Annotated in this window: 17 protein-coding genes; 4 read left to right on the top strand and 13 right to left on the bottom strand. The window is 52.1% G+C overall.

Annotated elements, in window-relative coordinates; all coding sequences use genetic code 11:
- Positions 1-9: 9 nt before the first annotated feature.
- The 4 genes from CJP46_RS31755 to CJP46_RS31770 all read right to left on the bottom strand — a co-directional run bounded on the left by CJP46_RS31755 (position 10) and on the right by CJP46_RS31770 (position 6,028).
- A complete protein-coding gene (locus CJP46_RS31755; RefSeq protein WP_094599638.1) occupies positions 10-2,766 on the bottom strand; it encodes an alpha-mannosidase in 2,757 nt (918 codons plus the stop codon).
- Positions 2,767-2,831: 65 nt separating this feature from the next.
- Positions 2,832-3,650, bottom strand: a complete 819-nt coding sequence (locus CJP46_RS31760) for a carbohydrate ABC transporter permease (RefSeq protein ID WP_094599639.1) — start codon at positions 3,648-3,650, stop codon at positions 2,832-2,834.
- A 13-nt stretch (positions 3,651-3,663) separates the two neighbouring features.
- Positions 3,664-4,557: a carbohydrate ABC transporter permease gene (locus CJP46_RS31765; RefSeq protein WP_094599640.1), complete on the bottom strand. Its 894-nt coding sequence runs from the start codon at positions 4,555-4,557 to the stop codon at positions 3,664-3,666.
- An 85-nt stretch (positions 4,558-4,642) separates the two neighbouring features.
- Complete coding sequence (locus CJP46_RS31770) at positions 4,643-6,028, bottom strand: ABC transporter substrate-binding protein (protein WP_094599641.1); 1,386 nt, start codon at positions 6,026-6,028, stop codon at positions 4,643-4,645.
- A gap of 440 nt (positions 6,029-6,468) precedes the next feature.
- Here CJP46_RS31770 and CJP46_RS31775 point away from each other — a divergent pair, with 440 nt between their 5' ends.
- On the top strand, positions 6,469-7,608 hold the full coding sequence (locus CJP46_RS31775; RefSeq protein ID WP_179281415.1) for a GntR family transcriptional regulator: 1,140 nt from the start codon (positions 6,469-6,471) through the stop codon (positions 7,606-7,608).
- A gap of 165 nt (positions 7,609-7,773) precedes the next feature.
- On the opposite strand, the gene CJP46_RS31780 is transcribed toward CJP46_RS31775, so the two are convergent.
- From CJP46_RS31780 to CJP46_RS31805, 7 genes are all read right to left on the bottom strand, one after another.
- Positions 7,774-8,733, bottom strand: coding sequence for an ABC transporter ATP-binding protein (locus CJP46_RS31780; protein WP_094599643.1), 960 nt, complete (start codon positions 8,731-8,733; stop codon positions 7,774-7,776).
- Positions 8,723-9,709: an ABC transporter ATP-binding protein gene (locus tag CJP46_RS31785; protein WP_094599644.1), complete on the bottom strand. Its 987-nt coding sequence runs from the start codon at positions 9,707-9,709 to the stop codon at positions 8,723-8,725. The genes CJP46_RS31780 and CJP46_RS31785 overlap by 11 nt, the downstream gene beginning before the upstream one ends.
- 1 nt (position 9,710) lies before the next feature.
- Entirely contained in the window at positions 9,711-10,610 is a 900-nt protein-coding gene (locus CJP46_RS31790) for an ABC transporter permease (protein WP_094599645.1), read from the bottom strand.
- A 40-nt stretch (positions 10,611-10,650) separates the two neighbouring features.
- Entirely contained in the window at positions 10,651-11,334 is a 684-nt protein-coding gene (locus CJP46_RS31795; RefSeq protein WP_256992624.1) for an ABC transporter permease, read from the bottom strand.
- Positions 11,298-11,612: an ABC transporter permease family protein gene (locus tag CJP46_RS37305; protein ID WP_256992625.1), complete on the bottom strand. Its 315-nt coding sequence runs from the start codon at positions 11,610-11,612 to the stop codon at positions 11,298-11,300. The genes CJP46_RS31795 and CJP46_RS37305 overlap by 37 nt, the downstream gene beginning before the upstream one ends.
- Positions 11,613-11,685: 73 nt before the next feature.
- Positions 11,686-13,836 carry a peptide ABC transporter substrate-binding protein gene (locus tag CJP46_RS31800; protein WP_179281416.1) on the bottom strand — a complete coding sequence of 717 codons (2,151 nt, stop codon included), beginning with the start codon at positions 13,834-13,836 and terminating at the stop codon, positions 11,686-11,688.
- A 379-nt stretch (positions 13,837-14,215) separates the two neighbouring features.
- Positions 14,216-15,706 (bottom strand): glycoside hydrolase family 43 protein, encoded by a 1,491-nt coding sequence (locus CJP46_RS31805; RefSeq protein WP_094599647.1) that lies wholly within the window; start codon positions 15,704-15,706, stop codon positions 14,216-14,218.
- 312 nt (positions 15,707-16,018) lie between these two features.
- Between CJP46_RS31805 and CJP46_RS31810 the strand changes: the two genes are divergently transcribed.
- From CJP46_RS31810 to CJP46_RS31820, 3 genes are all read left to right on the top strand, one after another.
- The gene (locus tag CJP46_RS31810) at positions 16,019-16,579 is read left to right on the top strand and encodes a class I SAM-dependent methyltransferase (protein WP_094599648.1); all 561 of its coding nucleotides are present in this window, start codon (positions 16,019-16,021) and stop codon (positions 16,577-16,579) included.
- Between the two features lie 125 nt (positions 16,580-16,704).
- Complete coding sequence (locus tag CJP46_RS31815; RefSeq protein ID WP_094599649.1) at positions 16,705-17,385, top strand: response regulator transcription factor; 681 nt, start codon at positions 16,705-16,707, stop codon at positions 17,383-17,385.
- Positions 17,378-18,472, top strand: coding sequence for a sensor histidine kinase (locus CJP46_RS31820; RefSeq protein ID WP_094599650.1), 1,095 nt, complete (start codon positions 17,378-17,380; stop codon positions 18,470-18,472). The genes CJP46_RS31815 and CJP46_RS31820 overlap by 8 nt, the downstream gene beginning before the upstream one ends.
- A gap of 120 nt (positions 18,473-18,592) precedes the next feature.
- On the opposite strand, the gene CJP46_RS31825 is transcribed toward CJP46_RS31820, so the two are convergent.
- Both CJP46_RS31825 and CJP46_RS31830 read right to left on the bottom strand, forming a co-directional pair.
- Positions 18,593-19,798, bottom strand: a complete 1,206-nt coding sequence (locus CJP46_RS31825; RefSeq protein WP_094599651.1) for a TraB/GumN family protein — start codon at positions 19,796-19,798, stop codon at positions 18,593-18,595.
- 39 nt (positions 19,799-19,837) lie between these two features.
- A complete protein-coding gene (locus tag CJP46_RS31830; protein WP_094599652.1) occupies positions 19,838-20,020 on the bottom strand; it encodes a hypothetical protein in 183 nt (60 codons plus the stop codon).
- Positions 20,021-20,043: the final 23 nt, after the last annotated feature.

Raw genomic sequence — 20,043 nt, forward strand, 5'->3', positions numbered from 1 at the left:
TGGACTATATTATCGCAGAGCCGGACGAATGCCAACCGTCTGAATTTTTGCCGGTCCCAGCTCTGCCGTATACCCTCTTTGCTCGTTCCTTCCCATCTCTTCCCCGCGCTGTTCAATGACGGTGCTTTCATAGACGCCGTTCACCTGGAATGAAGGGGTGACCGACAGGGTAGTCGGCGCAGCCGATGAAACGTTAAATACCCGGAACATCAGATCCTCGTTCTCCTCGCCCAGCTTGAGTGCGCTGAAAGCAAGACGATCGCCTTCCCATTCGAGAAACGCATGATTCGCCGGCAGCTTGCCGCCGTGAACGCCCGTCTGCCGAACCGTCCATGGAACCGGGAATTGATAAGCCTCGATAAATGCGCCGGATTGAACCACATCGGCATCATGGGGAATCAGCTCCATTTCCAGGACATGCGTTCCCAGGCACTGCGCTTCGGGCGTAGCGAATACTCCCCAATCCCCAAGCTCTCTGACGCCGCGCACGAGCGTGACCGCCATCGTGTTATGCTCCGAAAGCACTTCGTATTCGTTCAGTCCCTGATTCGCGACGGTAAGACCCGCTTTGCCGTCGCTCAGGCTGATGAATGCGTTCTGATGCTGGGCGTTGCTCGGATTGCTCCACGCGGCTTCAGGCTGAATCGGGCGGCGCGCCAGTTCATAAATAGAGTCCGCAATGACATGGTCCGTTTGCAGTCCGGTCTTGAACAGCATGCGAATGCGATGGTCCTTCACCGTGTTGTCGATCATGCTCCGGATGCCGACGGAACGGCTGTCCTTGCCCAGGGTGAGCTCCGTGACGATCTTTACCCCTGCCGTCTCGCCGACGCGGCGGGACTTCCGGTACCGGAAAGGAACCATGGAGCGAATCTCTTCATCCAGCAGCGCATCCGCTCCAAGCGGTAGGTTCCAGACGCGCTCGATCCGGTAAATGGCGGCAAGCGGCGTATGCTTCACCAGCCGGATCTCTGCCGCAATCCCTTCCGTCGTCAGCGGCGTTTCTCCATCCGGCTGCCGGTACATGTATTCATTTCCGATGTCGCCCGTATCCTCGTAAATGCCAAGCCCCTCATACTTCCGGCCATTCACTTTATCGGACAGCGCGAAGGAACCGTCTCCCGCGATCTCCACCCGAAGATAACGGTTCTCCATCGCATTCCCGCCTGCGGTCACGCCGTCAGAAGCAGGCAAAACGGACTCGGCCTTGGACAGGGAATCCTTACGGACAAGGGCATAAGTCTGATAACCGATCCCCGGAACATCCTTGGCATAGAGCTCCACATCCACCTGAAAAGCCCAGTAAGGCTGACGGAACCGGTCATCCGGGAGGTCATAGCCGAATACGGGCCCGATCGGCTCGATGGTGGCCTCGACCGGTTTGCCTCCTTCGTCCGTTACGATCCATTCCTCCGGATCAAAAGCTTGATACTCTTCTTTGAACGCTTCGTATTTCTCATGCGGCGGCTGATGATCGAAGTAACGGCGCTCCACGTCCACCGTGATGCGAACCGCACCGGAACGGGAATGGCCCGACGTGTTAAAGACGACGAAAGGCCGCGCCGATTCCGGGTCAAAGCCGGAGGTGTCCACGGCATCGGCAACCGCCGCAGCACTGTCCGCAGCGATTGACTCCGCCACCTGCTGCGATTTGGCGAAGCGCGTCATCATCTCGCGATGCACCTCGTCAACGCTGCAGCCGCAGATGCTGTCGTGCGGATGGTTTTGCAGCAGCGTCTTCCATGCATACAGCAATTCGTGCCGCGGATAGGCCGTGCCGGTCAAATGGGCCATGACGGCGAGCGGCTCGGCCACCTTTTCCAGCAACGTCTGGCTCCGCACGTTTTGCTGTTTGATGTATACCCGGGCCGATGCGGTATTGACGAGCGTTATCCAGCCGTCCGTCCACTGGCTCCGCAGCTCGCCGCGCACGACATCGAGGGCATCCGGGTTCGCTTGCCGAAACGCTTCAATATACTCGGGAAAGCTGGAATGGCGGAACTTCACGTTCGGCACCATCTCGCCGGCGGTGCGCAGCGCCCCAGACAGATCCTTCTGCAGCGGCTGGTGGTCGCAGCCGTTCATGAAGAGCAGCTCCGGTCCCGAGGCGAATGCTTCGGCGGCCTCAAGCTTTTCCGCCCAATACGCCTCTGCCGTTTCAGGATCCGTCGGAATCTCCATCCCGTTGTTGTACCAGTTGGCGAACAAGATGGCCAGAACCCTGGAGCCGTCGGGAGATTCCCAGTACATCTCGGAGTATTTAGACGTGTATTCGTTGCCGGACTGTACTTCATTGTTGAAGCCTACCGGCTTGACGCCGCGTCCGTATACGGCCACATCGATGCCTGCCTGGCGAATGAGCTGGGGTGCCTGCCCCATATTGCCGAAGGAGTCGGGGAAATAGCCGATTTTCGCATATCCCCCCATGTTTTTCGAGGCCATGATCCCGATCAGCAGGTTGCGCGCATTCGCTTCGCTGCTGACCAGAAATTCATCCTGCAGAATGTACCAGGGCCCGACGATCAGCTTCCCCTGTTCGACCAGCGAACGCACTTGCTCCGTCCGGTGCGGCATCATTTGCAAATAGTCCTCCAGGACGATATATTGGCCGTCCAAATGAAAGCTTGCGAATTCCGGATCCCGTTCGAAAGCCTCGATCAAATCCTCCATGAGGCGAACCAGCTTCAGCCGGTGTTTTTCGTATGGTAAGTACCACTCTCTATCCCAATGGGAATGCGCAACAATATGCGCTGTTTTTAAGGTCATCTCTTTCATCCCTATCTTGTATGTTTTCTTTGGTGCTATCGATGAAACTGCATGATTGCTGCGTCTTACATTTTGACCGAACCGACGGTCATGCCTTTAACGTACATCTTTTGCATGAACGGAAACGCAAGCAGGATCGGTATGACGGTGATCAGCGCCCCGGCCATCAGCTCGTTCCATTTTTTGAACGATGAGGAGTCCAGGTACATCAGCCCCATCGGCAGCGTGAACATCTCCTGCTTGTCGATGATAATCATCGGCCACAGAATGTTGTTCCAGCTTCCGATAAAGTTCAGGATGGCGATCGTGCCGATCGCCGGCAGGGCAAGCGGCAGATAGACCCGCCAGTAAATTTTGAAATTGCCGCAGCCGTCCAGAACGGCGCACTCGTACAGCTCATGCGATATGGTCCGGAAATAGCTCGTAAACAGGAAGATGGCAAACGGCGCCGCCCCGTTGATCATCGGCAGAATCATCCCGACGTACGTGTTCTGCAGGCCGAGGTTCGTCATGTTGATGTACAGCGGAATGAGCGTCGTCACGCCTGGAACGAGCAGCAGTGCGATGAACGTGTAGTACACGAACTTTTTGCCTTTAAATCTGAACTTGGCGAACGAATACGCCATCATCGTATAAATCAGAATCACCCCAATGATGACGATGACGCTGACGACCACGCTGTTGACGAAAAAGCGGTAGAAGTTCAGTTTGTTCCAAACTTCCGCAAACGTGGACCACTCAGGCGCCCCTTTGGGGAAGGGTGACTGCGGATTGGCCAGTGCATCCTGGGATGTCTTCAAAGAAGTGCCGATCATCCACAAGAAAGGATACACGCAGGTCAGCCCGTATAAAACCAGAATGATGTGCTTGATACTCTTGACCATCTTGGGTCCTCCTCTAAATGTCGACTTTGAACGACCGGATACTGAACATGGCAATGGCTCCGGTAATCAGGAAGGATACCCATCCGATCGCGCTGGCCAGTCCGTAATCGTTATTCAGGAATGCCGTCCGGTACACGAGCGTCCCGATGACCTCCGAGCTTCCCGAAGGTCCGCCGCCGGTCATGATGAACACGTTCTCGAACGCCTGGAACGCACCGTTGACCATCTGGATGACGGCGATCAGCGTAATCGGCTTCAGAAGCGGCCATGTGATTTTCGTGATCATCGTCAGCTTGCTCGCTCCGTCGACGTTTGCGGCCTCGTACAGGGTAGGATCGATGGAGGTTAATCCGGCATAGTACAGAATCAACGTGCCCGGAAGGCCGCCCCATATTGAAGTAAGAATGATCCCGATCAGCGACGTGGACGAGCTGCCCAGCATCCCCCCGGGTACGGTCAGGAAATCGAGTCCGATGGCATGAAACAGGGAGTTAAAGGCACCGGTAGGCTCAAACAGCCCTTTCCATACGTAAAAAATCGCCACGCCCGATGCGATCATCGGCAGGAAGTATACCGTGCGGTACAGCGACGCCATCTTCGTATTTTGCAGGACGAACGCCAGCACAATTGCGATGGGAATGACGATAACGACCTGAGCTGCACCGATCAGGACGTTATGCAGCAGCGAATTGTAAAAGTTCTGAGTCACGATCGGGTCATCCCCGAGCAGGAACTGCCTGAAGTTGGCAAGGCCCTCGAAGCGGGCCGTCGAAAAATCGATCCCCGACCAGTTGTAAAAACTGAGCATTATCGAGAAGCCGACCGAATAGACGCCAACGGCGAGAAACAGGAGAACACCCGGCAGCAAAAACAGATACGGTACCCATTTATTTCTAGTTGTAATCATCTTCCATCACCTTTGGATTTGGATTAAGCAAGCGGCGGAAAGGAGCTGTCCCTGCCGCCGTTTGCATCATACACCGAGCCGCCGATCAGTTGCCGCTGGCCTGCAGGCTCTTCATCGTATCGTCGAATTTTTTCGCAGCCTGTTCGGCCGTCATTTTCTTTTCGATTATGGATTGGATGGACTGGGCATACACTTCCCACTCCTTGTTCTTGCCCCGGTAAGCGTTGATGGCCGGCTGGGCTTCCGAATATGGACCGGGCTCGGTGGCAAACGAGTCGACGATCGCCTTCAGATTCGGATCGAGATCTTTGGCATGATCGCCCAAATTCAGCGCCGGAACCGTATATGCCGCATTCGCGAAAGCAACCGCCGCATCCGGATCCGTGGTCAGATATTTGATGAAATCAAGCGCTGTATCCTTGTTCTTCGAGTCTTTGTTCACGGACAGCATCGTCAGCGTGAACGGATCCGTGGTCCAGGAAGTGATTTTCGAGCCGTCGATCGGCGGTACCGGGAACGTGACGATATCCTCCGGTTTCATGCCCATCGCGAGCAGCGTGGACATCGTGAACGAACCGCCAAGGTCAAATGCGGCTTTGCCCGCGGCAAACGCCTGGTCGGCGCCGTCGATATCGGTCGACAAAATTCCCGGCATCAGCAAGTCTTTGTCGGCGAGCGTCTGAACCGCCTGAACAACCGGCAGATGCCCCGGATCGCTCATTTTTGCTTTTCGTTCCAGCAGGTCAATATACGATTGAGGTCCGCCGTACATGATAGCCAGCGCAGAGCCGGCCCAGTTCTCCCACAGGTCGGACGTCTTGGCGCCAAAAACAAGTCCTGGCGTTCCCGTCTTGCTCTTGATCGTTTCCATCATCGTTACGAACTCTTCCCACGTTTTCGGAGCTTCAGCTGTAAGCCCCGCCTTCTCAATCAGCTGCTTGTTGCCGTAAAAGGTGAAGAATCCGCCGATATCAAACGGCAGCCCATAGTACTGCCCTGCCTTCAGCGATTTTTGCACCGTTGTGGCGTTTTTGTCCTTCTGCCAGGAATCGACCTGGCTTTGGGTCACTTTGATCGGATCCATGGCCGTGCCGTAGTACTTGCTCAGCACGTCGTCGCCGACTTCGCCCGACAGCTCAAGCACAGAGCCTTCGATGGAATCGCCCGCCGTGGCCCACCAGTTGATGACGTCAGGCAGATTTTTGGAGTTGGCCGCCGCCTGAAACTTTTGTCTGTAAGTATCGTCAGGCGTAAAGGTCTCAACATCCACTTTCACTCCGGTCTTCTCCTCGTACAGCTTGGCTGCCGCTTCGATTCCCGGCGTGTACGCGACTTTCCAGGTCCACATGGTCAAATGCTTGCTGCCTTCAGCGCTGCTGCCGCCCTCTTGCTTTTGCCCTCCTGAGCAAGCGCTTACAACCAAACAAAGAACGGACAGCATCGTTACCATCAAGGTTGCTTTTCTTTTCATTGGATAACCACCTTTTCGCTTAATCGGTTAAGTTAACTTGGATTTTTCTATTTCTGAAGGTGATGCGGATTGCAATCCCTTTCAACATGGCGGACTTGGATACCACCTCCCTGTTAAAATGTGACAAGTTCCAACTCCTACCAGCATCGCTGCCAGCCTTTTTCACACGATGCCTTCTCGATATTCGATTCAACTTATGATAACAATATAAACATCATATTTTTTAATGTAAATGTTTATTTTTTTATTACAACTTAGTTAGGACCAAACAAAAAAATGCAAAAAACCGTTGAAAAATCTCATGATTTTCGCGAGTTCGTTTAGGGAGAGGAAATAAAAAAACATACCATTCGACATGAAAACTTGTATTTTATACTTGTTCGGGTTGAATATTTGTAATATATTTTAAACAGACCTATTCTCGAATGGAGCGCCGTAACATGACGAAAAAGTTTACTCCCATGTATAAAAAAATCGAAAATTATATCATGGAACAGATCCGCAGCGGGAACTGGAAGCCGATGAACCGAATCCCCTCGGAGAATGAGCTCTCGGATCAATTCGGAGTAAGTCGGATTACGGTCAAGAATGCGCTGACCGACCTTGTGGACAGAGGTATCGTATACCGCATGCAGGGAAAAGGAACCTTCGTGTCGGAGCAAAGAGCGGAGGCCCTGTTTCCCCCGCTGTCAACCGAAGTGGAACTGCCGCCAAGCAAGACCGTCGGTTTTTTGCTGCCCCGCCTGGACAACCGTTTTACCGCCAATTTGCTCAGCGGTATTGAGGATTCCCTTGCCGAGAAAGGCTATCATCTGTTATTTTCCAAAACGAATGACTCCCAAGAGTGTGAAATCCAGAAAATACGCGAAATGAAGCAGGCCGGCGTCGCCGGACTCATTATCTATCCCGTAGAAGGCGAAAATTACAACAACGAAATTCTATCCCTCACGCTGGGCAGATTTCCGCTGGTGCTTTTGGACCGCCTGCTGAAGGGGGTCGAAACCAACTCGGTCAGCTCCAACAACTACGCGGCTGGCCAGCAAGCCGTTCAGCATTTGTACGATCTGGGGCATCGGCATATCGGATTTATTTCCACCAAATCGGAAGGAACCTCCAGTATCGAGGAACGGCTCGCCGGGTACGAGCAGGCACTGGAGGACCGTCACATTCTTATCGACCGCAGCCTGCAGATGACGCGGCTGGGCATGGACAACAGCGACGAAGAGGTCATCGAGATGATCCAGCAGTTTTTGCAGGCCAACCCTCATATGACTGCGGCCCTTTCTTCGAATTTCAGCCCACATGTCATCCAAGCCGCCTTGGCTATGGGATTGCGGGTTCCCGAGGACCTCTCCGTGGTTTTCTTTGATGACGTCGTATATCCCGATTTCAGCGTCGTCCCCCCTACGGCGGTGGTGCAGCAGGAACGGGAATTGGGCCGCGAGGCAGGGAAGCTCATCATCGATCAGATCGAAACCGATGCGCCCGGGTACAAACAGGTCAAGCTGCCGACCCGCCTCATTCCGCGGCGTTCGACCTCGCTGCATACCGGCGCTTCCGTTTCCCCAAGGGGGCTGTAATGACCGGTTTTTCTCCTATTTGCATCTGAAAAGCAAAAAACCGACGTGAACACGTCGGTTTTTTTAGATCCATGCCCCTTGCAAAGAACTGCCTTTTATCCACAACCAGGCAAAGGCCGCCACGATTGGTGGCAGCCTTTTTTGTTTTATCCCGTTAACGATGAATTATACTCCAACCAACTCGCAAGCCGCAAAGTGATCTTCCGAAACCTTTTTCTTCTCGGGTTTGACGGTTTTGCACGTATCGACGGCGAAGGGACAGCGGGGATGGAATGCACAGCCGCTTGGCGGGTTGAGCGGCGACGGCACCTCTCCTTGAATCGATACCATCTCCTGCTTCATCTCCGGGCTTTCCGGAATCCTCAGGATCGAACCGAGCAGCACCTGCGTATACGGATGCGTCGGCTTCTTGAACAATTCTTCGGCAGGCGCCTGCTCCACCACTTCCCCCAAATACAGGACGGCAATTTCGTCGCTCAAATATTCAACGACCGCCAAATTATGCGAAATAAAAATGTACGTCAGGTTGTACTCTTCCTGCAGTTCTCGCAGCAATTGAATGACCTGAACCTGAATGGATACGTCCAAGGCGGATACCGGCTCATCGCAGACGATCAGCTTTGGATTCAGCGACAATGCCCGGGCGATGCCCACGCGCTGCAGCTGTCCCCCGGACAGCTCATGCGGATAAGCATATATGGCTTCATGCGGCAGGCCGACCCGTTCCAGCAGTTCAATGACCCGCAAACGCCGGCTTGCTTTCGTCCCGATTTTATGAATCGCCATCGCGTCTTCAATCGCATCCCCCACCGTCATTCTCGGATTCAGGCTCGCCCTCGGGTCCTGAAAAATAATTTGCATGTCCCGGCGAAGCTCGCGCAGCTTATTTTTCTTGACGCCAGACAGGTCGACGCCATCAAAGACAATCCTGCCTTGATCCGATTCCAATAAGCGCAGGACCATGCGTCCCAGGGTGGATTTTCCCGACCCGCTTTCGCCTACGATTCCCAGCGTTTTCCCCGCTTCCAGCGTAAACGAAACGTTCTCCACGGCATGCAGCGTTTTCCCGTGCACTTTAAACGTTTTTGAGACATTTTCGACTTGCAGGAGCGGTTTATCCCGCATAGGAAGCGACCTCCTCGGCATGATGGCAGGCAATTTGGTGGTTTGCGCCAAAGGTGCGGAGCTTCGGCATCTCATGGTGGCATCGCTCGGTTTTAAACGTGCAGCGTTCGGCAAACGGACAGCCGGTCGGCGTCGTTGTCAGCGTCTTAGCCGCCCCCGGAATCGGCATAATGTTCTTCCCCTTGTGTCCGACTTCGATGATGGAGCGCTTCAGTCCGATGGAATACGGATGCGAAGCCTCTCGAATGAATTGATCGGTCGACGCCGCCTCCATGATTTGGCCGCCGTACATCACGATGATTTTGTCGCAAAAGTTGGTGGCTAGACCGAAGTCATGCGTCACCATGACGACGCTCATCCCCCGTTTTCTGCGAAGCTCCTGCAGCAGGGCGAGAATTTGCATCTGCACGGTCACGTCGAGCGCCGTCGTCGGTTCATCGGCAATCAGCAGCTGCGGCTCGCAAGCCAGTGCAATCGCGATCATGATGCGCTGGCGCATCCCCCCGGAAAATTCATGAGGATAGCTTTTAAACCGCGAGAGGGGGTCGGGAATCCCCATTTCCTGCAACAATTGAATCGTCCGGGCAAAAGCCTCCTTGCGGCCGGCATATTGATGCGTCAGCATCGCTTCCATGATCTGATCCCCGACTCGCATCACCGGGTTCAAGCTGGTCATCGGATCCTGAAAGACGACGCCGATGTCGCGTCCGCGGATATCCTCCAATTGTCTCGGTCGCAGCTTCAGCAAATCCTTGCCCTGGAATACGGCCGTCCCTGACGTGATCCTTCCATTCTCGCGGAGCAGCCCGAGCGAAGACATCAAGGTGACGGATTTACCGGAGCCGCTTTCGCCGACAATTCCCAGCGCTTCGTTGTCATGGACCGCAAAACTGACGCCATTGACGGCATACACCTCATCTTCGCTTCTGGCAAACTTCACGTGAAGGTTATCGATGGTAAGCAGCGGTTCACGCATGTTAATGGCCTCCTTTCGGACTGAAGGCTTCCTGAAGTCCGTCGGCGACGAACAGGAATGACAGCAGCGTCAGGGCAAAAATGCCTGCAGGAAAATAGAGCAGCCACGGGAAGCCTAGAATGTTCTCGCTGGCTTGGGCGATCATGTTCCCGAACGAAGGGATCGGCGGCTGAAGGCCCATGCCAAAAATGCTCAAGCCTGCAATCTGGGTTAGGTCGCCCGGGATGCCAAAGGCCAGCGCGACCCCCATGCTTCCGATGACGTTCGGCAGCATGTAGCGTCTGGCAATATGCGCCTGGGAAGCCCCCAAGGCTCTTGCCGCCTCCACCATCTCGCCGTCCCGCATGCCGAGGACCAAGCTTCGGATCAATCTTGCATAGCCGGCCCAGCCCGGAATGCCGATCGCCAGTATGAGCGATAAATAGCCGCGGCCGAGCAGAATGACCAGTATCAGGGCAAACAGAAATCCCGGGAGCGTCATCATAAAATCGACGGCACGCATAATGACCATGTCCGCAATCCCGCCGCGGAGTCCGGCCCACAGCCCAAGGATGATGCCGATAATAAAGCTGACCACCGTCGCCCCCAGCGCGATGATCAGCGCGCTCCGGACACTAAACAGAATCTGGCTGAACATATCGTGCCCGACGTTATCCGTGCCGAATATATGCTGCCAGGACGGTCCCTGATTGATGGCCAAAAAATCACCCGTCCGGTAGTCATACGGAGCTACCCAGGGGCCGATGATGCCCGCTATGAAAAAGAGAACGACCCAAACCAGGCCGATAACGGCCAGACGATGCTCCCTGAAACGCTTCCAACCTTGGTAAAATGAAGAACGGTATATGCTCTTCTTCTGGACGACGACGTCCGATTGAACAGCTGCAGCTGTTCCAGCCATGGGCTCCCCCTCCTATGATCGTATACATGCTGTGCCGTGATTACAGTTTGACGCGCGGATCAATCACGGCATAAATGATGTCAACCAACAAATTCATGATCATGATCATGGAACCCAGCAGGAACACCGAGGTAATGGCAAGCGGATAATCGAAGCTGGTGAACGCCGTCTGCATCACCTGGCCCAGTCCCGGAATCGCAAAAATTTGCTCGACCCAAATCGTCCCCATCACGGTAAAAGCAAATTGCGGTCCAACGACGGTAATCATGGCGGTCAGGGAGTTTTTGACGCCGTGCTTCATGACCATCGGCCAGTATTTGACTCCCTTGGCTTTAGCTGTCCGGATGTAGTCAAGCCTCAGCGTTTCGATCAGGCTTCCGCGCATATACCGGGCCACCACGCCAATGTTCGCGGCCGCCAAGCAAATCACGGGCAGTACGGCATCCTTCCAGGATCCCCAACCGGTCACCGGGAGAATCCCCTGAAAGACTACGCCGAACAGCAGAACCATAATAACCGCGAGGACAAACGCCGGAATGGCCTGCCCTGCCAAAGAGACGGTGCTGACCACATAATCGATCCACGTATTTCGCTTGAGCGCCGCGATAATACCAAGCGGAACCCCGATGACGACGGACAGAAGCACGGATCCGAATGCCAGGAGTGCGCTAACCGGCAGCGTCTGCTTCAGCTGTGCCGCGATCTGCAGGGACGGGTTCTGCATCTGCCGAAATCGAACGTCAACTCATGCCAGATATATTTCAAAATCTGCTGCCACAGCGGCAAATTCAAGCCGTACCGGCTCTGAAATTGTTCCATGATCTGATGATAAAGAACGGGATTCTGGCCTTGCAGCGGAGCCAGTGCCGTGGCCATCGTATTTGTGTTCATGAACCCGCCCGGCGAATAGTACATCATGATATAGCTCACCGAAATGACCAAGATGAGCGTGACGATGATTTGAACCAGGCGTTTGGCAATAAACTTGGTTACAGCCATCATCCGGCCTCCTTTACCAACCATAGGGCACCCTGGCCGGTGCCCTTGAAATGGTCATGATTCGATCGCTTGCCGATTAGTTGACGGCCAGATACTGAAACCCATAGAAGTTGCCCCACGCCCACGGGTTCGATTGCACGCCGGTAATCCCCGGCTTCACCAAGAAAAACTGCTGTTGATAGAACAGCGGGATGGCGTATGCATTTTCCAACAGGTCATTCACGACCTTCGCGGCATATGGAGCCGCCTCCTCGACGGTCAACGCATTGACGAACTGCGCCTGCCACATTCTCAAATCTCTCAGCTGGTCCGATTCCGTCTTGTTATAATACACCTGGACATCCAGGGCGTTTTGATTCAGCTTGCCTCCCGGCGCATTCGGGGCCACGAAATTCCATGCGGTTACAAATGCGGCATGCTTCTCGTCTTTGGTCTTCGCCTTTTTCCATGTGTCCACGATCTGCTGCCACTGCTCGGCCGCCGTCGGCACGCCCGCCGGTTTCAGATAAGGCTGCCACTCTTTAGGCTGCTCGGCGGTCCATTGATCCAGAAAGGCAATATCCGATTTGGCTGCTTGCTCCAGTGCGGCCCAATCGCTCCATTCCACGCCGGCGCCCGCATTGTTCGGATCCCCGTACTGCTCAATGGCAGGCTTGTAATAGACCTCTTTGCTCCAGTCTACGAATTTTTGGGTGGCCTCCAGCGGAGCGTCGAGCGTTCCGATCGAATACAGCTGCTGCGTTGCGCCCATGTCGAGGCTTCCGGGTTCGCTCCAGTTCGTCGCCCCCGATGCCAGGATAAATCCGGGCACCGCATCCGCTTGCGGTCCGCTGTACTGGTACGCATTGAACTGCGTCTCGTTCAGCTGCTTGATCTCCGTCGTAATCCCCAGATTTTGCTGTAGCTCTTGTCCCAAGGCCAGTGCGATTTGTTCGCCCTGCGGATCGACCTGCTTCACCCCGATGTACAGCGTGAGCTTCGGCAGGCCTTTGCCATTCTCGTATCCGGCGTCCTTCAGAAGCTGTTTGGCCTCATCGAGGTTTTCATCCAGGCCCTTCTCCAGCTTCTCCGTCGGCCAGCCCGGGGACGCAAACACATTGGTCACTCCGCCCATGCCGCTCAGGACCGACTCGACGATCGGTTTGCGCTGAATCGCTTTGGCAATGGCCTGACGCACTTCCTTCTTGTCATAAGGAGATTCCGCCGCCGGATTGGACCATTCCAAATATTTGATAGCATACGTGGGTGCCGTATACAGCTCGGACTTCATGTCATGCGTCTTCACATATTGCAAATCCGACGTACTCTGAACCAAAGCGACTTCCGTTTTGCCCGCCATGTAGTCCTCAACCGGGACCGTGGTTGCCGGAAGGACATGGATGGTCTCGACGTTTCCGTGATTCAGCTGGTCCTTGGCTCCTACATAATTCGGGTTCTTCACCATGACCAATTCTCCGTTAGGCGTGAATGACTTCACCATGTAAGGACCGTTGCCCACGAAATTTTTCGGTTCGAACCAATCGTTTGGATGCGCTTCCACAACTTTCGAATTCATCGGCATCGATCCGGCCAGGACCATATCTCCCAAGATGGCATGAGGCAGCGTCGTCGTGATCTGCAGGGTATAATCATCAACCACTTTCATCCCGACTTCGTCTTTGCCGACAGAACCTGCGTGATAGGCATATCCGTTCTTCACAAAATTCAGCACGCTTAGCCACAGCTGTGCGGTCGTATTTTTCGGGTCCAATTGATACATATAGGCATTGTAAAAATCGTGGGCGGTCACCGGATCTCCATTGGACCATTTGGCGTCCTTCCGGAGCGTAAACGTCCAGGTCGTGTTGTCATCCGAAACGGTATAGCCTGTCGCAATTTTCGGGACAATCTCATTGTTTTGATTGTAGCCGTACAGCCCTTCAAGCAGAGCCCCTTGCTCCACCAAAATTTGTCCCTGCCACTGGGTCGGATCCAGGGTCGGCATTTTGGGGTTAAACACCGTGACCGAGCTTCCCGCTTTCATTTCAGGATCAGAAGTGCCTTCCGTTTTCGGAGCTGCTTGCCCGATCGCCGCAGCCGCAGCTGCTTCCGGTTTCGTCGTAACGCTGCTCTTGTCCGAAGCGCTCGCCTTACTATTACCGGCGCTATCCGAGGAATTGCTGCAAGCCGTCACGGATACCAGGACGCACGACAGCATCAAGGCCAAAATCGCATTCTTTTTTTTCATCCTAAAGCAGTCCCCCTTCAGCATTTTCGATTCAAAACACCTAATATGTTTCCGTTTGTTATGAAATTAGTTATCGGTTATCGAAATAAACATCCACCCCCTGAGTTCAAGCTCGTTATCTTGTTAGCGAAATTACGTTATGCTCTAACGAGGACATATGTAATTAAAAACGCATAAGTAATCGCTTTCATTTTATGATCACGCCCTCCGGGTTGTCAAGAAATAAATGGTAATTATTATTTTTTGTTAGTATAATTAATCATAAATTTCTATAACACAAACTCATGATTTAGTTATAAAGTAACTCCATCTCCCTGGGTCAATGCCAAAATAAAAACAAAAAAAGGAGAACCTTACGGTCCCCCCATCGATTCAAAAATTACAGATATTCGCATGTAAAATCCGTGAATTGTGCCGCAGCGTCTTTGCCGCAAGCATACAACCCGATGATGACACCCGTAAATCCTCCCGCGACCTCGGAAGAAAGGTATTTCGTCTGTCCGGTGCCCAGCTGGATTTCCCGGCCATCCGTATGCAAAAGGAACCGGTAGTGCGTATGGCTCGCTTGGATCACCAAGGAGGCGCGATTGCTATTTTTTAAATCGACAGCCTTCTCGATGGACTTCATATCACCGACATTCAGGCGTTCAATGACCTCATACCCGCTGCTGCCTTGGCGTATCGCGAAATCATAGTGATGATTCTCGTCCATATAGATCGTAATACCGGCCTCGCCATGAGTAAGACTGACATCACAGGAAATAACCGCTTCGAAATCTTTTTGGCGAACGCCGATGAAAGTGGGAGAATCGGCTTGATCGAGCGTAATCTCGGTTCCTCTCAGCTCCAGCTTGCCATGATCATACGAGTAATTGCTCAGGTCCGGATGGCGAAGATAACACCAGTCCTTGTTCCATTCCATATTGTCAAAGGTATAGCGCTTCTTCTCCTGCTGAACGACCTCATCCGGAATACGGTCGGTTTCAAAAGACGACAAGGTGGTTCCCTGATGCCCTGCCGTAAACCAGCCATCCTCGCAGAATGTTACGGGCGTCAAAAATACTTCGCGTCCAAGATGATGGTAGGGAATCCACTGTCCCATCTGCCGGAATCCCAGATGAAGCAGCCACCAGTTTCCGCGGCCGTCCTGCACGAGATCGCCATGTCCCACAGCTTGAACCTCATAGCCGCCCATATTCCGGTTGGTTAAAACAGGGTTATGGAAATACGGTTCGAACGGTCCGGAAGGAGAATCGCCCCGGGCGTAGGTAGCCATATGACCAAACTCGGTCCCCCCCTCTGCCGCCAATAAATAATACCGCCCGTCGATTTTATATAAATGCGGAGCTTCGAGATACCGCCCTCCCGTCCCCTGCCAAATGGAGCGGCTTGGCGTCACCTTACGCCCCGTTTCGATGTCGATTTCGCACTGCACGATACCGCCAATGCCTTCATCGTCCACCCCGTTGCTCATAAAGTAGCTTTTTCCGTCTTCAAAATACAAATCCGGGTCGATTCCGCCCTGGTCCACATAGATCGGATCTGACCACTCTCCGTAGATGTCGTCCGTCCAAACATAGAAATTTTGGCGTGTCGTATCGTTGGTGGTAGTCATGTAGAATCGTCCGCCGTTATACCGCAGGGTAGGAGCAAATACGCCGCCCGAGCTGTTCACTTGATCAAGCTGGATTTGGCTCTTTCTCGTCAGACAGTGGCCGATTTGGGTCCAGTTGATCAGATCCTTGCTTTCAAAAAGAGGGACGCCGGGAAAATACTGCATAGAACTGCAAACGAGATAATAGGTATCGTTCACCTTGCAAACGCTGGGGTCCGGATAAAATCCTTTGATGACCGGGTTATCGTATTTCATTTGTTCACCTCTGTGTGAGATCTGCATAGATGGTTTGAATTTTACCTTACATGCAAGAACAAAAACACCCGAAAAATCAGCGAAAAAATCATGTCATTTTAAAACTTTTGGGGCCGGCATTTTGCATTTGGCACGGATCAATTGGGATGAACCCATGCTGATCTTCAGATTTTCTTTAGATTTCTCCCCGTAAAGTCCTCAGATTTTTTCGATATTATGGTCCATGCAACAACAAAACATAGAGGCAAAGCAGGATCAGCCATATCATCTCACAGCGGGTCTGATCGTTTTTATTGGGGGGAGCATCGGAATATGAATGAATATCTACTATTTTTGCAAGGATTTTTTAAGGAGCCCAAACGAGTGGGAAGCGTTATACCCAGTTCTCGTTTTCTAGCCGCTAAAATGGTTCAGGCTGTGCCATGGGATGAGGTCAAGACTGTCGCAGAGCTCGGATCAGGTACTGGCGCGATCACGCGTTTCATAAAGCCGCAATTACATGGATCAACAAAAGTGTTATTGTTTGAAAGAGATAAGCGGATGAGAAATAATTTAAGGATCGAGTACCCGGATTTCCCGTGTTATTCGAATGCCTGCCAATTGGTTAGAACCATCCATCAACAAGACATCAGCCAGCTTGACTGTATTATCAGCGGATTACCCTTTTTTAATTTCACGAGTGAAATGCGGAAAACCTTACTTCATCAAATTGTTCAGGCATTAAAACCAGGAGGGATTTTTGTCGCTTTCCAGTACTCCCTGCAAATGAAAAAGCAGTTTGCCAAGGAATTAACCGTTGAAAAAATTGAATTCGTCCCCTTCAACTTCCCTCCCGCTTTTGTTTATACCTGCCGCAAAAGGGAGATGCTTTAAAACATCTTGGCGCCGGTTCGGCTTGGAAATTGGTTTCGGTTTAACACTTATGTAGAATAAATATCGGCAGCAAATTTTAAAACCGCTGTAGGATCCGTAATCCGAAAATAAAGGAGCAGCATACCATGAACACCGTGCTTGTCGTAGATGACGATCCGGAAATTCGAGACGTCATACACGTTTATTTACGCAATGAAGGATACCATGTCTTAGAAGCGGCAGATGGTCTGGAAGCGCTAAGTATCATCCAAACAACCCTTGTTCATCTGGTCATCTTGGATGTGATGATGCCGCGAATGGATGGGATTAAAGCTTGCCTCAAAATCAGGGAAATATCCAATACCCCCATCATCATGCTGTCGGCCAAAGAAGAAGACATTGATAAAATTACAGGGCTTACGACCGGGGCCGATGACTACATGATCAAGCCCTTTAATCCGTTAGAATTGCTTGCACGGGTCAAAGCTCAACTGCGGCGGCAGTCCTTAATCGGAAAAGAAGAATTCAATTCCCTGATCATCATTAAGGATCTCGTGATTGATAAGGCTAAGCATGCCGTAGCCTTAAAAGGGAACAACATTTCACTGACTCCACTGGAGTTTTCCATTCTGGAGCTGCTCGCGACTCATCCTGGGCAAGTATTCAGCTCCGAGAAGATCTACGAAAGTGTCTGGAAAGAGCCGTACGGCTATTCGGATAATACCGTGATGGTTCATATTCGCAATTTACGGGAAAAAATAGAGGATCGCCCAAGAGAGCCAAAATACATTAAAACCGTTTGGGGAGTTGGCTATAAAATTGAATGACCATGTACAGGAGCCAAAAAGGAAGAAAAGGATCCAGGTCCATATTTTAATCCGAATGGTGCTCAGTTTGATCATCGCTACGGCCATAAATGATTTATGCATCTTATTATTCTTAAAGATATTGAAATGGAACGTCCTCCGAGATATCTTTCCTTACTTCCTTACCCCCCTATTTTTTATCATCTTTACCCTTACTTTTTTTATGTTGACACGGCGGATCGTTAAGGACTTAGTTCATCTGGAATACGGACTGCAAATGATCTCTGAGGGAGATTTAAATTATCGCGTGGATGTGAAGCGAAAGGACGAGCTCGGGAGGGTTGCGCATAACATCAATTTGATGGCGCAGCGTTTACAGCAGCAGATTAAAAAGGAACGGGAACTGGAGACCTCCAAGATGGAGATGATAACGGGAATTTCCCACGACTTGCGTACGCCGCTTACAAGCATTATCGGCTATATCGAACTTTTAAGAACAAATTCCTTCCGAGATAAAGAAGAATATACGCGGTTTGTGCAAAACACTTATAACAAGGCTGTGCATTTAAAAAAGTTACTCGACGATTTGTTTGAATATACCCGGCTAACCTCGACCGAGCCTCGCCTCGATCTAAAGCCGATCGATGTATTTCAGCTTCTCGATCAGCTGCTTTTTGAATTTGAACCGATTGCCCAGGAGAATGAAATCACGATTGTAAAAGAGATTGGCAACTCTCCTGCTATTACCCTCATTGACAGTGAAAAGATGGCCAGAGCCATCGATAATCTACTGCTGAACGCCCTGAAGTATTCGTTAAAGCCGGGAAACGTTCGCGTTATGATGAAGTCGGATCATAGGTATATTACCATCGAAATCGAAAATAAAGGGAACCCGCTTACGGAAGAACAAGAACATAAACTCTTCGACCGTTTTTATAAGGTAGACCATTCTCGAAGCAGTGAAGGCATTCAATCGGGTGCCGGTCTTGGCCTTTCGATTGCCCGAAACATTGTGGAGCTCCATGGCGGAAACTTAACACTTCACCATATGAATCATATGTTTAAATTCACGCTGACCTTGCCTTTCAATGATAGACCTGATGGCTGATGGGATTGGGGAAAGTAAAAAACTTAAGCCAGGAGGAACGCAGGTGTCCCCGGCTTAAGTTTTTTCTCTTCCTAACCAACTGCGCTCATGTCGAAGAATGTAACACTCATCACAGGGTGTTTACTTACGTACAACCGTATAACCTTTATCCTCCAGCAGTTTGATCACGCCATGTTCACCCAGGTAGTGGGCTGCGCCGACGACGATGAAATACTCTGCTTTCTTGTCGCTTTTCAGGTAGCCGTCGATTTTATCGGCCATGCCGATGTTGCGGTCAATCAGCATCGCTTTGTTGTACTCCGCATCTCCCGCCATGCTGTTGGTCAGCTCCAGCAGCGCCTTTTCATCCCCTTTTTTCCACATATCCGCCATTTGGTCCATGCTGTCGTCCAGAACGTCGAAATTGTCCAATGCTGCATTGAGGTTCTTCTCCTGCAGTTCCTTGGAGAACTGATCGAACATGCCCAACTGGGACTCGTAGGATTCCAGCTCCACGATCGGGATTTTGCGTTCCAGCGCTTTTTGAATGAAATACAGATCAATGCCTTCTGTCGCCTCGTATCCGGCCATGACCGATTTCAGGCTGCTGATGGTCGTCTCTACAACCCATGGCTTGAATGCATCCAGCGCGTCCGGCTTCATTCCGTTTTGCTCCAGAATGTCCCCTACTTTCGCGTACGTTTCCTTGGACACATGGTCCTTCAGCGTCGTGCCGTCCTGGTACATACCCAGCTTCATAATCATGCTCTGCTGCTCTTCGTCCGCCGCTTTGCTCAGATCAATCTCGACACCCAAGTAGTCCGCTTCGGCAAAAGCCTGCTCAAACTCCGAGCGAAGCGGGTAGAAGCTGTCGTCCGCAATGTGCATAGAACCTACCAGGTACACCGTGTTCCCGTTACTTTTCACTTCCCACATGAAGCCTCGGCCGGCTTCCTTCGTCGCTTGCGAGAGTAAAAACACCGTGCGGGTCGCCGGATCCCAATAGACCGTGTAACCGGCAGCTTCGCCAATGGTCCGGACTGGCACATAAGTCACGCCGTTGATCTGTTTGGTCTTGCTGCTCAGCGTGATGTTCTGATCACCCACAACGGCATGGATGGTTCCGTTCTCTACATCGGTCAGCTTTACGTTCAGCGCCTCAAGTGTCGTGGTCAGCGGGACCAGCGTGGTGCCCTGATCGACAACAGGTGCGCTTGAGGCAAAATCGATTGTCTTGTTATTGACCTTGAGTTCCGGCTGCTGCGAAGCGGCCATGGCCGGAGCTGCCGTAGTGAGCATCCCTGCAGAAACCATAAGAGATAAGAGCGTTCGTTTCCAACTTTTCATCTAGAAATTCCCCTTACTGAAAGTTTATAGACTAGGTTCTTACTTCTGTGCCGTCTTCCGCGGCATCTTGATCAGCGCCAGCAGCACACAGCCCATTCCTGCTCCCGTCAGCAGGCCGTCCGCGAAGTCGTTCAATGCCACACCCGCATGCTTCAGAGCCAGCGGACCGACGATCAGCAGCATGCCTGCCGCGATGACGTACTGAAATGCATTTTTACTCATTTGGCAACAACCCCTCACTTTTA

The organism is Paenibacillus sp. XY044 (genome assembly GCF_002257645.1).
Taxonomy (GTDB): domain Bacteria; phylum Bacillota; class Bacilli; order Paenibacillales; family Paenibacillaceae; genus Paenibacillus_AQ.